We start from the raw sequence: 14,796 nt of genomic DNA on the forward strand, positions 1-14,796 counted from the left end.
CGGCGGGACCGTGGATTCGTCATGCCCGGGGGTCTAAACTAGCTCCCTGAGCGCCGCCTCCACGACCTTGCGCGCGTCGTCCGTCAGAGGGGCCTGCGGCGGGACGGGGTCGCCGACCTCGTAGCCCTGGCTCGCGAGCCCGGCCTTGATGCAGGCGGCGAGATTGAAGCGCGCGAAGGCCTCGTTGATCCGCCACAGCCTGCGCTGCAGAGCCATGGCCTCGTCCCAGCGGCCGGCCTTGCAGAGCTCGTAGAGCGCGACGCTCTGGCGCGGGATGATGCAGGCCGGGCCCGCCATCCAGCCGAGCCCGCCGATCAACATCACCGCGGCCGGAATATGGGCGGAGGCCGAGAACACGCGCAAGGCATCGCCGCAACGGTTCATGATCGAGAGCAGCCGGCCGGTATTGGTCGAGGCGTCCTTGATGTAGCCGATGCGCGGATGCGCGGCGAGGCGCGCGATGACGTCGAGAGTCAGGTCGGAACGCTGGAATTGCGGATTGGTGTAGATGACGACGGGAATATCCACTGCGTCGGCGATGCTGCGGAAATAGGATTCCACCTGCGCGTCCGCGAGCGGAAAATACGCCTCCAGGATCGCCAGAATGCCGTCGGCCCCGAGCTTCTGATACGCCTTCGCCTGCGCCACCGCATCAGCCGTCGACGTGGAAGCGACGCCGGCCACCACGGGCACGCGGCCCTTCGCGGCCTCGATGGTGGTCTGCACGACCGCCGTGCGCTGCGCGGCGTTGAGATAGGCGAACTCGCCGGTCGAGCCCAGCGGCGTCAGCCCGTGCACGCCGGCGCCGATCAGATCGTCGCAGAGTTTTGCCAGCACCTTCGTGCGGACAGCGCCGTCCGCATCGACGGGCGAGACCAGATAGGGAAACACCCCGTGAAATTCGGTCATGGCGGGTCCGATGCAGAAGGCTGGAGCATATCGGCAAACAGGCGTCGTGCGCCCTGTCTGCTGCTAACACGCAACAAAATTGCCAGCAAGCTCGCGCATTGACCACTCCTTAACGACGTTGCGCGCCAGCCATCATGTCGCGCCCTTCCCCCACACCTTGTTAGGGAGTGATGGTGATGGTGCCGGCCATGCCCATTACAATGTTGTCCAGGCATTTGCATCCCGATCCGCGCATCCGGCGCGAGCTCGTCGATCTCCTGTACACGTCCCTGCCGCAAGTGTCCGCCATCGGCATCACGTCGGTGACGGGGGCCGTGGCGCTTGCCATCATGAGCGCCGATACCGGCTACGCCGTCATCGCGGCCTTCATCTTCATCACGGCCGCGGCCCGGATCTTTTCCCTGTTCCGCTACAAGTCCCGCGCCGCGCAGTTCTCCGATGCCGACGTGATCCGCTGGGAGCGGCTCTACGGCGCCGGCGCTTCAGCGTTCGGCCTTGCCCTCGGCATCCTGTCGTATCGGGCGCTCCAGATCGACGACGACCCGGGAGCGTGGATAGCATTCGGGCTTTCGATGTCGTTCTGCGTAGGTATGGTCTCACGCGCGGCAATCCGTCCCTGGATTATCCTGACGACTGCCGCAATCCTGCTCGCACCAACCATTGCGGCTGGCCTGCTGCGGCCCGAGCTCGCCTACAAGCTCGGCGCGGTGATGCTGGTGTTCTTCTGGCTGACCCTGCGCGAAGCCTCCAAGCACCTCAGCGCCGCCTTCGTCGAACGCCTCGAAGCCAAGTATCGGCTGGCGCGGCAGGCCACCCACGATTTCCTCACGGGATTGCCGAACCGGGCCGCGTTTCTCCAGGCGCTGGCGGACACGCGCGGCGACTTCGCCATCATCGCCATCGATCTCGACGGCTTCAAGCCGGTCAACGACCGTCACGGCCATCACGCCGGCGACGATCTGCTGCGCCAGGTAGCGGAGCGGCTGTCGTTCTGCATCGGCGGTACCGGACTTGCCGCGCGCTTCGGCGGCGACGAGTTCATGATGCTCAAGCCGGTTGCCGCTGGCAAAGACGGCCGCGAGGAAGCACTCGCCCTGGCGCGCCGGGCCATTCTCGATCTCTCGATCCCGTTCCTGCTGACCGACATCCCGGTCCGCATTGGCGCGAGCGCAGGAATTCTCGTCAGCGCCGGCGCTGCGACCGCCGGTGCGACCGCGCAGCTTCTCGAGCAGGTCGACCGCGCCCTCTACGCGGCGAAACGCGCCGGAGGCAGCCGCTTCGCATGGGCGGATGAGGATTTGAGCCTCGAACGCGCAGCAGGCTGAAGCTGCCGCGTTCGATCACGCCTTGAGCAGCCGCACCCGCGTGCCCCAGGGATCGACGGCCTCCACGCCGTTCGCAAGCGTGGTGAGCTGTGCACCGCCCTTGCGCAGGCGTTCCTCCTGCGCGGCGAGGATGTCCTGCTTCGCCGTCACCAGCGAGAACCAGGCAAGGCCGGTGGTGGCATCGTCGCGCTGGCCGGCGCCCTGGCTCTGCCAGACATTCATGCCGAGGTGATGATGATAGCGGCCCGACGACAGGAACGCGGCGCCGTTGCGCTTGCGGGTTGGATCGAGGCCGATCGTGCCGTGATAGAAGCTCTCGGCCTGCGCGAGATCGCCGACGCGCAGATGCATGTGGCCGACGCGCAAGCCCTCCGGCGCCCTGGCAAAGTCGGCGACGCGCGTGTTGGTCAGCGACAGCAGGTCGGGGATATTGAGCTCGTCGGTCGCCATCTTCACGCTGCCCTCGCTCCACTGCCATTGCGAGGGATCGCGGTCGGCATAGACCTCGATGCCGTTACCTTCGGGATCGTCGAGATAGACGGACTCGCTGACGAGGTGATCGGCAAAGCCCGACAGCGGCACGCGATGCGAGGCGGCTGCGACCAGCCAGCGCGCGAGGTCCTTTCGCGTCGGCATCAGGAAGGCGGTGTGGTAGAGGCCGGCGGCGTTGCGCGGCTCGATCACTGCATCGGGGCGGGCTTCCAGAACCAGCAGCGCAACACCACCTGCGCCGAGCCTGGCCACGCCGGCGGAGCGCTCCATCACGGTGAGCCCGATCACGTCGCGATAGTAGTCGGCGACCTTGTCGAGGTTCTTCACCCGCAGCGTCACCATGCCGACCCGCATCGGCGTCCGGCTGGCATAGGTCGGTCCGCCGCCCTGCGGCATCCCCTCGGCACGCGCCGCGGCCGCGGCCGCCATTGCGAGCGATGTCGCGCCGGTCAATTGAAGCAGGGTGCGGCGGGTGAGGTCGATGGTCATCAGTCAGGGCTCGCTTGAGGCCATTTGCTGCAGTATCGGCATTGCTACACGTTCCCGTGAGCGCCTCCCAATCACATGTTCGTCGGCCGTAGCCCTGCGGGGCACTGGCCACAAGGGCAGTTTCGCAATCCTTCGCGGCATCCCAGATTGGAGGCAGCTTAAAGGAGCATCCCATGGCCGATTCCACGCCTCTGTCTTCATTGTCGTCCGCGCTCGCGGATGTCGTGGCGCGCACCGCGCCGTCCGTCGTCTCCGTGCACTCGCATCGCTCCCGCGCCACCGGCTTCGTCTGGAAGCCCGGCCTGATCGTCACCGCCGACGAAGCGCTGGCCGACGAGGGCGAGGTACAGATCGGCCTCCCCGACGGCAGCACGGTCGCCGCGACGATCGCCGGCCGCGACCACACCACCGACATCGCGCTGTTGCGCGCCGACACCGATCTGGCCCCGGTCAAGCTCGCCGCCACGGTCCCGCCCCTCGGTACGCTGTCGGTCGTGGTCGCTACCGATCGCGACGCGCCGAGCGCGGCGCTCGGCATGGTGTCGGCATCCGGCAAGGGCTGGCGCTCCTTGCGTGGCGGCGACATCGATGCCCGGATCGAACTCGACGCGCGCCTGCGCTTCGGCCAGCAAGGCGGGCTTGCACTCGATGCAGCGGGCGAGGCCTACGGCATGGCGGTGCTCGGACCGCGGCGGGTGCTCGTCATTCCCACGGCGACGATCGCGCGCGTTGCGGCGCAGCTCGAGACGCGCGGCCGTATCGCGCGCGGCTATCTCGGCCTCGGGCTGCAGCCGGTGCGGCTCGACGACGGCATGGGCGCGATGGTGATGAATGTCGACCAGGCCGGGCCGTCCGCCACCGCCGGCATTCGCCAGGGTGACGTGATCATCGCGGTCAACGATCAGAAGTTATCCGGCGTGCGCGCGCTGTCACGCACGCTCGGCCCGGCAAGCGTCGGCGCCGTGGTCGATGTCTCTGCACGCCGCGGCGGCGAGCCGGTCAGCTTCAAGGTCACGGTCGGCGAGAGGCCGGAGGCGTGAGCGGCGACACCACGCCGGAGATCGTGCTGTCGCTGGAGATCGACGACCCGGCCCTCTCCGATCGCCTCGCGGCTCTGCTCGGCAGTGTCGCGGGACTTCGCCTTGCCGCGCCCGGCGAGACCGCCGCGGCGACGATCGTTGCCCGCGATCCGCGCAGCATGCCCGATGACATCACACTGACCCAGCGCGAACTCGACGTGCTCGCATTGATGGCCGAGGGCGCCTCCAACAAGATGATCGCACGCCGGCTCGGCATCTCCGTGCACACGGTGAAATTCCACGTCGGCTCGCTGCTCGACAAGCTCGACGCCACCGGCCGCACCGACGCGGTGGCGCATGCGGCGCGCCGCGGCGTGATCGAGCTCTAGGCAGCGCGCCTCACGCGCGCTTGCCGCCGTTCTTCTCGGCCGCGCGCCGCATCGCTTCGGCGAGGGCGCCGCCGCCGCCGGAGGACTCCTGTTTGCGCGGCGCCGACGACGTCATGCGGGCGGGATTGCGCGTGCTGTTGTCGCGCTGCATGCCGGGCGCGTCCTTCTTGGCGCCGACCTCGTCGTCGAGCCGCAGCGTCAATGAGATACGCTTGCGGGCGACCTCGAAATCCAGCACCTTGACCTTGACGATGTCACCGGGCTTCACCACCTCGCGCGGGTCCTTGATGTAGGTCTTCGACATCGCCGAGATGTGCACGAGGCCGTCCTGGTGCACGCCGATGTCGACGAAGGCGCCGAAGGCGGCGACGTTGGTCACGGTACCCTCGAGGATCATGCCCTTCTGGAGATGCTTGATCTCCTCGACGCCTTCCTTGAACACCGCGGCCTTGAACGCCGGACGCGGGTCGCGGCCGGGCTTTTCCAGCTCGCGCAGGATGTCGGTGACGGTCGGCAAACCAAAAGTCTCGTCGACGAAATCCTTCGGCTTCAGCGTGCGCACGATCTCGCTAGAGCCGATCAGCGCCTTGATGTCGCTCTTGGTCGCGGCGAGAATCCGGCGCACCACCGGATAGGCTTCCGGATGCACGCCGGAGGCGTCGAGCGGGTCTTCGCCGCCGAGGATGCGCAGGAAGCCGGCGCACTGCTCGAACGCCTTCGGCCCGAGCCGCGGCACCTCCTTCAGCGCCTTGCGCGACTTGAACGGGCCGTTGGCGTCACGATGCGCCACGATGCTCTGTGCGAGACCCGAGCCGACGCCCGACACGCGCGCCAGCAGCGGCGCGGACGCGGTGTTGACGTTGACGCCGACCGCGTTCACGCAGTCTTCCACCACCGCATCGAGCGATTTTGCAAGCTTGGCCTGGCCGAGGTCGTGCTGATACTGGCCGACGCCGATCGCCTTGGGCTCGATCTTGACGAGCTCGGCGAGCGGATCCTGCAGGCGGCGCGCGATCGAGACCGCGCCGCGCAGGGTGACGTCGAGACCGGGCAGTTCCTCCGAGGCGAAAGCCGAGGCCGAATACACCGACGCACCGGCTTCCGACACCACGATCTTGGTCATCTTCAGCTCGGCGAGGCCCTTGACGAGATCGCCCGCGAGCTTGTCGGTTTCGCGCGAGGCGGTGCCGTTGCCGATCGCGATCAGCTCGACGCGATGCTTCAGCGCCAGCTTGCCGAGGATCGCGAGCGCCTCGTTCCACTGCCGCTGTGGCTCGTGCGGATAGATCACGGCGGTATCGACCACCTTGCCGGTCGCGTCGGTGACGGCGACCTTGACGCCGGTGCGGAAGCCGGGATCGAGCCCCATGGTGACGCGGGTGCCGGCCGGCGCGGCCAGCAGCAGGTCGCGCAAATTCGACGCGAACACGCGCACCGCCTCGGTCTCGGCCGCGTTCCACAGCCGCATGCGAAGATCGATGTTGAGGTGCACCTGAATCTTGGTGCGCCAGGCCCAGCGCACGGTGTCGATCAGCCAGCGGTCGCCGGGGCGCTTGAGGTCGGCGATGCCAAACCGCTTCATGATCTTCAGCTCGTAGACTCCAGGCACGCCCGGCGGCGGCGGCTCTTCGGCCTGAATCTGCAGATCGAGGATCTCTTCCTTCTCGCCGCGGAACATCGCGAGGATGCGGTGCGAGGGCAGCTTGGTCAGCGGCTCAGAGAATTCGAAATAGTCGGCGAACTTCTCGCCGTCGGTCTTCTTGCCGTCGCGCACCTTGGAGGCCATGCGCGCATTGGTCCAGACATCTTCGCGCAACGCACCGATCAGGTCGGCGTCCTCGTCGAAGCGCTCGACCAGGATAGCACGGGCGCCATCGAGTGCGGCGGCGGCATCCGCGACGCCCTTCTCGGCATTGACGAAGGTTTCGGCTACGACTTTCGGATCGTTGCCGGGCTCCGCCATGAGCTGATTGGCGAGCGGCTCGAGGCCGGCTTCCTTGGCGATCTCGGCCTTGGTGCGGCGCTTCGGCTTGAACGGCAGATAGATGTCTTCCAGACGCGCCTTGCTGTCGGCGGCGAGGATGGCGGCCTCCAGCGCGGCATCGAGCTTGCCCTGCTCGCGGACCGATTCGAGGATGGCCTTGCGGCGGTCTTCCAGCTCGCGCAGGTAACCCAGGCGCTCCTCCAGGGTGCGCAATTGCGCGTCGTCGAGCGCACCGGTCGCTTCCTTGCGGTAGCGCGCGATGAAGGGAACCGTGGCGCCACCGTCGAGCAGCGTCACCGTCGCCTCGACCTGCTCCGCCCGGACCCCAAGCTCCTGCGCAATTTTCTGGTTGATATTTGCCACGCGAGAATCCCTCTATTCCAAGCACGCAAGGCGGCGGCGAACCACCGGCTGCGGGACGCCGCTTATGGACCAACCAAGGTTGATTCATCAAGGTGCGGCGCGTAACCGTCGACAGAGGAATTTTTGTCGAATCGATGCGATCTCGCCATAATCGTGAATTTGCCGCTGCGTCGGTCATTGTGTTCGTGTCCGGACGCGCTGCAACGCTCTTGCGTTGCGGCGCAGAGCCGGGAGCCAGGAAGCGACACGGGTGCACTCGGCGAGATGGGCCCCGGCTCTGCAGCGCACCGTCGCACCGGACGATGCTTCGCATCGCCGGGGAGACGCTGCGCTGCGTCCGGGGCGCGAGAGCGGAGTGGGTCGCGCGCACTCTCCCCCTCGTCATTGCGAGCGCCGCGAAGCAATCCAGAATCCCTCTGCGGAAAGACTCTGGATTGCTTCGCGGCGCTCGCAATGACTGAGCATGAGGCAATGGCGCCGCTCTTTCGGTTCGCACCTTGAATCTCAGACACGCCTTCGCATCCTCGCGGCGTGTTTCGCTCGAGCTTTGCCTGTTCATAAGCCGGGATGCGCGCCATACTGTTGCACTTGACAGACGCCTCCGTTCCACGCCTGTTTGCTCCGGCCGGACCACCACACTCCGAGGACCAGTCATGCCAGCCACATCGGTCGGCGTCTTCAAGATCGCCACCAGGGGCCCCGGCGACGTTTCCGGCCTCATGGCCATGATCGTTTCAGGCGCGATCGACGCGGCATCGATCCTGGCGATCCTCGGCAAGACCGAGGGCAATGGCGGCGTCAACGACTTTACCCGGGAATATGCGGTGGCCGCGCTGTGCACGGCGCTGTCGCCGCGGCTCGGCCTTTCCGCGCACGAGGTCGAGCAGCGCATCGCCTTCGTGATGTCGGGCGGCACCGAGGGGGTGCTCAGCCCGCATATCACCGTGTTCACGCGGCAAGAGATCGATCGGCCAGCAGCGGGTCTGTCCGGCAAGCGCCTGAGCATCGGCATGGCCCACACCCGCGACTTCCTGCCCGAAGAGCTCGGCCGCTCGGCACAGATCGCCGAGACGGCGAAAGCCGTGAAGGCCGCGATGGCGGATGCCGGCATTTCCGAACCGGCCGACGTCCATTTCGTGCAGATCAAGTGCCCGCTGCTCACCAGCGACCGCGTCGCGGCGGCAAACGCGCGCGGCAACAAGACCGCAACGACAAGTGCGTACAGCTCGATGGCCTATTCGCGGGGTGCTTCCGCGCTCGGGGTTGCGGTCGCGCTCGGCGAAATCGCCTCCGACATCGGCGACGACGACGTACTGCGCCGCTATGATCTGTTCTCGAAGGTCGCCTCGACCTCGTCCGGGATCGAACTGATGCACAACGTCGTCATCGTGCTCGGCAATTCGGCATCTTCGGCGAGCGAATTCGAGATCGGGCATGCTGTGATGGGCGATGCGATCGACGCCGCGGCGGTGATGGCGGCATTGAGGAGCGTCGGGCTCGGTGCAGATCCGCAGCCGGGCCGCGAGCTCGTCAACATCTTCGCCAAGGCCGAGGCGTCGCCTGATGGCAGCGTGCGCGGCTTCCGCCACACCATGCTGGAAGATACCGACATCAGTTCGACACGCCATGCCCGCGCTGCGGTCGGCGGCCTGATCGCGGGCCTTGCCGGCACCGGCGCGATTTATGTTTCCGGCGGCGCCGAGCATCAGGGTCCGGCTGGCGGTGGGCCGGTTGCGGTGGTCGCCCGACTGGCTTACTGACGCAGAGACCTCTCCGCCCGGCGCAACCCTGCCCCTCGCGCCGGCTCAGTTGATTCACGCGGGCCCTTGCGAAAAAGGTGATGCCGCACCTCAAGGGATTATGACTTCATGACTTTGCCGATGAGCTGGAACGAATGGGCGCAGCACGATGGCGTTGGGCTGGCGGCGCGCGTCCGCAAGGGTGAGCTGACGGCGAAGGAATTGGCGCGCCAGGCGGCCGCAGGCGTGGCCAAGGTCAATCCGGCGCTGTCGGGCGTGGTCGAGCTGTTCGAGGACGTGATCGCCGATCCGGCCAAGGACGGCGCCAATCTCGGCGGCGCGTTCGCCGGCCTGCCCTTCCTGATGAAGGACCTCGGGCCGACCATGAAGGGCCGGCTGCAGGAGATGGGCTCGCTGCTGATGCGCGGCAATCGCGCTGCGGCCGACACGTTCCTGACCGGTAAATTCCGCCAGGCCGGCCTCAATTTGATCGGCCGCACAACGACGCCGGAATTCGGCGTGTGCTCTTCGGCCGACAATCCCGCCGTGTACGTCACGCGCAATCCCTGGAATACCGACTACACCACCTGCGGCTCGTCGGCAGGCAGTGCCGCGATGGTCGCGGCCGGCGTGGTGCCGATCGCGCATGCGACCGACGGCGGCGGCTCGATCCGCATTCCCGCCGGGGTCAACGGCAATATCGGCTTGAAAGTGTCGCGCGGCGTGTTCTCGCTCGCCCCGCACATGTCCGATCTCACCGGCCTCGTCTCGATCCAGGGCTGCCAGTCGCGCAGCGTGCGCGACACCGCCGCCTTCGTCGACCACGCCCGCGGACCTGCGCCCGGCGAATTCATGCCGTTCTGGACCACGGCGCAGCCCTATTCGGAGATGATCAAGCGCGATCCGTCGAAGTTGCGCATCGCGCTGTCGCATACCTGGGGCGACTACACCGCGACGCCGGAGATCGCCGCCGAGCTGGAGAAGACCGGCCGCTTCCTCGAAGGTCTCGGCCATCACGTCGACTACGCTCTGCCAGAGCTCGACTTCCGCGCCGCGTTCGAGGCGCAGACGATGTGCTACGTTTCGAACTTCGCGGTGGTGATCTCCAACATGCTCGCCGCACGTGGGTTGGACAAGCCGCCGGAAGATCTGATCGAGCCCATGAACATCCGGATCTGGGAAGCCGGCCGCAACACCAGCTTCGCCGAGCGGGCGAAGATGCAGGGCGTGTTCAACACGACCTCGCGCGGTTTCGGCGCGTTCTTCGAGCAGTGGGACGTGATCCTGACGCCGATCACCGCGCTGCCGACGCCGAAGGTCGGCACCAGGGAATATCTCACCATCTCCGACAATCCTGATGTGCTCGACTGGTTCGGCAATCTCTGGCGCTTCTTCGCCTTCACCCCGCTCGCAAACCTCTGCGGCATGCCCGCGATCTCGATGCCGATGGCGAGCCAGGATCACGGCCTGCCGCTCGGTATCCAGGCGATCGCCAAGCAGGCCAATGACGGCCTCCTGCTGCAACTCGCCGCCCAGATCGAGCGCGCGCTCGACGGCAAGTGGAACGATGGCAAGAAGCCGAAGGTGCATGTGAGCTGAAAGACCGCGATCGCATCGAGAAGCGATCGCGCCTCCCACCTCAGTTCTTCACCATCGGAATTTCCTCCGCTGTCGGCTGCTGCTGCCCCTGCCTGAACATCGCCAGCGCCTTGTCGAGCGCCTCGCGCAGGGCAAGCGCCGCGGCCACGCTGCAACGTAAGTGTGCGGTCTGGACCACATCGACCCTGACGGCGGCGCCGACCGGCATCAGCAAGTTCGCGGCGAGCTCGATCTGGATCGCGCCGTTGTGATGGCCGAAGCAGGAGGCGCCGTCGAAATAGATGATCGGCGCCCGCTCGGCGCTGGAGCTCGAAATGGTGACTGGCCCCTGGCTGGTGGCGGGCGTTTCGGGATCGGCCATGGGCTCTCCTTGGGCTGGTCGACGGACGAAGCGCCCACCATCGTTGCTTCGGCCCGCCGTGTCGAGGCCTGTTCGGGCTTTTGCGCGACGCCCGACACTGGTCTAGAACGTTGGCATGTCCAGCTCATCGACGTCGAACTCTCCGGCCACGCTCCCGTTCGAGGAACTTGCCGAAGCCATCAAGGGCCGCCGCTCCGATTACGGCCATATCAGCGGGCTCCAGCTCGACCGCTTCGCGCCGGCCGAGGCCTGGTCCAGCCTGCCCTACCGTCCGGTGTTCGTCGGCGACACCGAGACCGGCGTGCTGCATGGCGGCGTCGTCACCGCGATGCTGGACGAGAGCTGCGGCATGGCGGTGCAACTCGCGCTCGACGGCACGAGCGCGATCGCAACCCTCGATCTGCGCATCGATTACCAGAAGCCGGCCACGCCCGGTCTCGACATCAAGGCGCATTCGGTCTGCTACCGCACCACCCGCTCGATCGCCTTCGTGCGCTCCACCGCCTATCAGGAGTCCGAGGACGATCCAGTCGCCACCGCAACCGCCTGCTTCATGATCGGCGCCAACCGCACCAACATGCTGGCCGACCGCAGGATGGATGCGCGCAGCATTCCGACGCTGGAGGCGCCGGACGATCCGGACGGCCCGTTCGCGAGCAGCCCGTTCGCGCGCGCCCTCGGCATTCGCGTCAACGACGACGGCACGCTGACGATGCCGTTCTCGCCGCAGATCATCGGCAATCCGATCCTGCCCGCGATCCATGGCGGCATGACCGGCGCCTTCCTCGAAACCACCGCGATTTTCGGCGTGAGGCGCGAGCTCGGCATCGCCGCGCTGCCCAAGCCGATCGGCCTCACCGTCAACTATCTCCGCTCCGGCCGCGCGCTCGACACCTTCGCCAACGTCTCGATCGTGAAGCAGGGCCGGCGCATCGTCGCCTTCGAGGCGCGGGCCTGGCAAGACAACGCGAACAAGCCGATCGCCTCCGCCTTCGGTCATTTCATGCTGCGGCCAACGCCCGGAAACGACGAGGAATAGGCTATTTTCCCTTGACGACCGGGGACCGGGCAACAACGATAGCGCGCTTTCTGCGAGAGGTATTGGGTTGCGGCATCCGCTCGACATCATCGCCATGTTCGCCGCGCTCTGGCTGCTGGCATCGATGGTGCTCGATGCGCTGACGCCGAAGGAGCTGACGGCGGTGATGATCGGCATCGCGATCGGGCCGGCCATCGTCATCACCGCCGTGTTCTACTATCTCCGCTGCCCGCGACTGGATTTTGCGGTGATGTTCGCAGCGCTCTGGCTGATCTCCGACATCGCCATCGCGTTCATCTCGCCGACCCAGCTGCCGCATTTCCTGATCGCGCTCGGTTTCGTGCCGGCGCTGCTGATCGGCATCGTGCTGCACTGGCAACGCTTCCAGCGCCGCCACGAGCGGCTGACGGTGCCATCGGCGAAGCGGGGTTAGCTCGCACTTGCTCCCGCGATGTTGGTGCGCTCCCTCTCCCGCTTGCGGGGGAGGGCTGGGGCGGGGGTGCCTCCACGATCGAGACACTCCCCGTGTCGAGAGAACCCCCACCCGGCGCTTCGCGCCGACCTCCCCCGCAAGCGGGAGAGGTGAACCGCCTTCTTGGCTTGCACTGAATTCAACCAAAATTCGGTGCGCTTCAGCGCGATAGCAGATTGGTCTTGGCGAGATCGATGACCTCGTCGCCGCGGCCGCTCATCACCGCGCGCAGCACCCACAGGCTGAAGCCCTTGACCTGCTCGGCCGTGATGGTCGGCGGCATCGACAGCTCCTGCTTGGCGGTGACGACGTCGAGCAATGCCGGTCCGTTATGCGCCAGCATCTCCTTGACGGCGCCCGGAAGCTCGCCGGGGTCCTCGACCCGCCTGGCGAAGATGCCCATCGCACGCGCCATGGCGGCGAAGTCGGGATTTTCCAGATCTACATTGGTGTCGACGAAGCCCGCGGCCTTCATCTCCAGCGCGACGAAGCCGAGCACGCCGTTGTTGAAGACCACGACCTTCACCGGCAGCTTCATCTGCGTCAGCGTGATCAGATCGCCCATCAGCATGGTGAAGCCGCCGTCGCCCGACAGCGAGATCACCTGACGGCCGGGTTGAGAGGCCTGCGCGCCGATCGCCTGCGGCATGGCGTTGGCCATCGAGCCGTGCACGAACGAGCCGATCAGCCGGCGCCGGCCGTTCATGTCGAGATAGCGTGCCGCCCACACCGTCGGCGTGCCGACATCGGCGGTGAACACGGCATCGTCGGAGGCGTGGTCGCTGATGACTTTTGCGAGGTATTGCGGATGGATCGGCTTTGATCCCGGCGTACCCTTGGCGAGCGAATCGAGGCCTTCGCGTGCCTTCTTGTAATGCGTGATGGCGTCGTCGAGATGCTTGCGCTGCGTCTTGCTCTTCAGCAGCGGCAGCAGCGCCTCGATGGTGAGCTTGACGTCGCCGACGAGGCCGAGATCGATCTTGCAGCGCCGCCCCAGATTTTCTGGGCGAATGTCGACCTGCGCGATCTGGCAGTCGGTCGGGAAGAACTGCTTGTAGGGAAAATCCGTGCCGAGCATCACGAGGGCGTCGCAGGCGTGCATGGCGGCGTAGCCGGAGGAGAAGCCGATGAAGCCGGTCATGCCGACGTCGTAGGGGTTGTCGTACTCGACATGCTCCTTGCCGCCGAGCGCATGGACGATCGGGCTCTTCAGGCTTTCTGCGAGCTGCATCAGCGGCGCATGCGCGCCGGCGCAGCCGCGGCCGCAGAACAGCGTGATGCGCTCGGCGCCGTTGAGGAGATCCGCCAGTGCTTTCAGCTCATCGGCCTGGGGCACGACCTTCGGGGCCGCCAGCGCGAGCCCGCGCGCCGTCGACAGCGCACGCTTCGGCGGGTCGCGGAAGGCGACATCGCCGGGCATGACAATGACCGCAACACCGCGCAAGCCCACGGCCGCGCGGATTGCGTTCTCAATAACGTACGGCAGCTGGCTCTGGTCCGAGACCATCTCGCAATAATGGCTGCATTCGCGAAACAGGTTCTGCGGATGGGTTTCCTGGAAGTAGCCGCCGCCGATCTCGGCCGATGGGATCTGCGCCGCGATCGCCAGCACCGGAACGCGGCTGCGATGCGCGTCGAACAGGCCGTTGATCAGATGCAGATTGCCGGGGCCGCACGAGCCCGCGCAGACCGCGAGGCTTCCGGTCATCTCGGCTTCGCCGGCGGCGGCGAACGCCGCGACCTCTTCGTGCCGGACATGGATCCATTCGATGGTGCCGCGGCGGCGCAGCGCCTCGGTGAACGCGTTCAGACTGTCGCCGACGATGCCATAGATGCGCTTGACGCCGGCCTGTTCGAGCGTTGCCACGAACAGTTCGGCCACGTTGTTGATCGCCATGTCGGTCTCCTGATTCCGCGAGTGATGCACGATAGGATAACGCGCGGCGGCGACCAGATCACGGCTTGTTTATTGCTGCTTCAGTCTTTCGCAATCGCCCGATCGTAGGCCGCGATCGTCACCCTGGCGCGCGCCGCGACGTCGGCGGCCGACATGCCGGGCTTATAGAGACTGGAGCCGAGCCCGAACGCAGTCACACCGCCCTTGATGTACTCCGCGAAATTCTGGTCGGAGACGCCGCCGACGGCGGCGATCAGCACGCCTGATGGCAGCACGGCGCGAATGGCGGCGATGCCGGAGGCGCCGAGCACGCTGGCCGGAAAGAACTTAAGGCCGGAGGCGCCGGAGCGCGCCGCGAGCAGCGCCTCGGTCGGAGAGAACACGCCCGGCAACGTCACCATGGCGTATTGATGCGCACGCGCGAGCACCTGCGTATCCACATTCGGCGAGACCATCAGCTTGCCGCCGACGTCATTGAGGCGATCGACATCCGAGGTGGTCAGCACGGTGCCTGCGCCGATCAGCACGCCTGATGGCGCCAGCTTCACGGCGGTCGCGATCGAGCGGAACGGATCGGGCGAGTTGAGGGGAATCTCGATCGCGGTCATGCCGGCCTCGATCAGCACGCCGACGATAGCCTCGGTCTCCTCGGGCTTGACGCCGCGCAGGATCGCGACCAACGGTCGCTTCATCGGCGGAAAGGGAACGCTCATCTTCGG

13 protein-coding genes are annotated in these 14,796 nt (G+C 66.6%); 7 read left to right on the plus strand and 6 right to left on the minus strand.

What is annotated here, in order from left to right:
- Positions 1-33: 33 nt before the first annotated feature.
- Positions 34-909 (minus strand): dihydrodipicolinate synthase family protein, encoded by an 876-nt coding sequence (locus FNV92_RS29400; RefSeq protein WP_143843479.1) that lies wholly within the window; start codon positions 907-909, stop codon positions 34-36.
- A 188-nt stretch (positions 910-1,097) separates the two neighbouring features.
- Between FNV92_RS29400 and FNV92_RS29405 the strand changes: the two genes are divergently transcribed.
- Positions 1,098-2,234, plus strand: a complete 1,137-nt coding sequence (locus FNV92_RS29405) for a GGDEF domain-containing protein (RefSeq protein ID WP_168213505.1) — start codon at positions 1,098-1,100, stop codon at positions 2,232-2,234.
- A gap of 15 nt (positions 2,235-2,249) precedes the next feature.
- Here the strand turns inward: FNV92_RS29405 and FNV92_RS29410 are convergent, their stop codons facing one another.
- The gene (locus tag FNV92_RS29410) at positions 2,250-3,215 is read right to left on the minus strand and encodes a VOC family protein (RefSeq protein WP_143843477.1); all 966 of its coding nucleotides are present in this window, start codon (positions 3,213-3,215) and stop codon (positions 2,250-2,252) included.
- A gap of 173 nt (positions 3,216-3,388) precedes the next feature.
- Between FNV92_RS29410 and FNV92_RS29415 the strand changes: the two genes are divergently transcribed.
- Both FNV92_RS29415 and FNV92_RS29420 read left to right on the plus strand, forming a co-directional pair.
- Positions 3,389-4,255, plus strand: a complete 867-nt coding sequence (locus tag FNV92_RS29415; protein ID WP_143843476.1) for a S1C family serine protease — start codon at positions 3,389-3,391, stop codon at positions 4,253-4,255.
- Complete coding sequence (locus FNV92_RS29420; RefSeq protein ID WP_143843475.1) at positions 4,252-4,623, plus strand: response regulator transcription factor; 372 nt, start codon at positions 4,252-4,254, stop codon at positions 4,621-4,623. The genes FNV92_RS29415 and FNV92_RS29420 overlap by 4 nt, the downstream gene beginning before the upstream one ends.
- Positions 4,624-4,633: 10 nt before the next feature.
- Here FNV92_RS29420 and FNV92_RS29425 read toward each other — a convergent pair whose 3' ends face one another.
- Complete coding sequence (locus FNV92_RS29425; protein WP_143843474.1) at positions 4,634-6,970, minus strand: Tex family protein; 2,337 nt, start codon at positions 6,968-6,970, stop codon at positions 4,634-4,636.
- Positions 6,971-7,623: 653 nt separating this feature from the next.
- Between FNV92_RS29425 and atzD the strand changes: the two genes are divergently transcribed.
- The gene (atzD, locus tag FNV92_RS29430; protein WP_143843473.1) at positions 7,624-8,730 is read left to right on the plus strand and encodes a cyanuric acid amidohydrolase; all 1,107 of its coding nucleotides are present in this window, start codon (positions 7,624-7,626) and stop codon (positions 8,728-8,730) included.
- A 108-nt stretch (positions 8,731-8,838) separates the two neighbouring features.
- Positions 8,839-10,308 carry an amidase gene (locus FNV92_RS29435; RefSeq protein ID WP_168213504.1) on the plus strand — a complete coding sequence of 490 codons (1,470 nt, stop codon included), beginning with the start codon at positions 8,839-8,841 and terminating at the stop codon, positions 10,306-10,308.
- A 40-nt stretch (positions 10,309-10,348) separates the two neighbouring features.
- On the opposite strand, the gene FNV92_RS29440 is transcribed toward FNV92_RS29435, so the two are convergent.
- Positions 10,349-10,669, minus strand: a complete 321-nt coding sequence (locus tag FNV92_RS29440) for a hypothetical protein (protein ID WP_143843472.1) — start codon at positions 10,667-10,669, stop codon at positions 10,349-10,351.
- A gap of 115 nt (positions 10,670-10,784) precedes the next feature.
- Between FNV92_RS29440 and FNV92_RS29445 the strand changes: the two genes are divergently transcribed.
- Both FNV92_RS29445 and FNV92_RS29450 read left to right on the plus strand, forming a co-directional pair.
- Complete coding sequence (locus tag FNV92_RS29445; RefSeq protein WP_143843471.1) at positions 10,785-11,708, plus strand: PaaI family thioesterase; 924 nt, start codon at positions 10,785-10,787, stop codon at positions 11,706-11,708.
- Positions 11,709-11,775: 67 nt separating this feature from the next.
- Positions 11,776-12,141, plus strand: coding sequence for a hypothetical protein (locus FNV92_RS29450; RefSeq protein WP_015688368.1), 366 nt, complete (start codon positions 11,776-11,778; stop codon positions 12,139-12,141).
- A gap of 199 nt (positions 12,142-12,340) precedes the next feature.
- Here the strand turns inward: FNV92_RS29450 and poxB are convergent, their stop codons facing one another.
- Entirely contained in the window at positions 12,341-14,077 is a 1,737-nt protein-coding gene (gene poxB, locus FNV92_RS29455; RefSeq protein WP_143843470.1) for a ubiquinone-dependent pyruvate dehydrogenase, read from the minus strand.
- An 80-nt stretch (positions 14,078-14,157) separates the two neighbouring features.
- Complete coding sequence (locus FNV92_RS29460; RefSeq protein WP_143843469.1) at positions 14,158-14,790, minus strand: 2-dehydro-3-deoxy-6-phosphogalactonate aldolase; 633 nt, start codon at positions 14,788-14,790, stop codon at positions 14,158-14,160.
- Between the last annotated feature and the right edge of the window lie 6 nt (positions 14,791-14,796).

Source organism: Bradyrhizobium cosmicum (assembly GCF_007290395.2).
Lineage (GTDB): Bacteria > Pseudomonadota > Alphaproteobacteria > Rhizobiales > Xanthobacteraceae > Bradyrhizobium > Bradyrhizobium cosmicum.

Excerpts from the sequence above, each read along its gene's own strand:
- FNV92_RS29410 (WP_143843477.1), bottom strand. The coding sequence starts at position 3,215 with ATGACCATCGACCTCACCCGCCGCACCCTGCTTCAATTGACCGGCGCG.
- poxB (WP_143843470.1), bottom strand. The coding sequence starts at position 14,077 with ATGGCGATCAACAACGTGGCCGAACTGTTCGTGGCAACGCTCGAACAG.
- FNV92_RS29405 (WP_168213505.1), top strand. The coding sequence starts at position 1,098 with ATGCCCATTACAATGTTGTCCAGGCATTTGCATCCCGATCCGCGCATC.
- FNV92_RS29415 (WP_143843476.1), top strand. The coding sequence starts at position 3,389 with ATGGCCGATTCCACGCCTCTGTCTTCATTGTCGTCCGCGCTCGCGGAT.
- FNV92_RS29400 (WP_143843479.1), bottom strand. The coding sequence starts at position 909 with ATGACCGAATTTCACGGGGTGTTTCCCTATCTGGTCTCGCCCGTCGAT.
- FNV92_RS29435 (WP_168213504.1), top strand. The coding sequence starts at position 8,839 with ATGACTTTGCCGATGAGCTGGAACGAATGGGCGCAGCACGATGGCGTT.
- FNV92_RS29440 (WP_143843472.1), bottom strand. The coding sequence starts at position 10,669 with ATGGCCGATCCCGAAACGCCCGCCACCAGCCAGGGGCCAGTCACCATT.
- FNV92_RS29460 (WP_143843469.1), bottom strand. The coding sequence starts at position 14,790 with ATGAGCGTTCCCTTTCCGCCGATGAAGCGACCGTTGGTCGCGATCCTG.
- FNV92_RS29445 (WP_143843471.1), top strand. The coding sequence starts at position 10,785 with ATGTCCAGCTCATCGACGTCGAACTCTCCGGCCACGCTCCCGTTCGAG.
- atzD (WP_143843473.1), top strand. The coding sequence starts at position 7,624 with ATGCCAGCCACATCGGTCGGCGTCTTCAAGATCGCCACCAGGGGCCCC.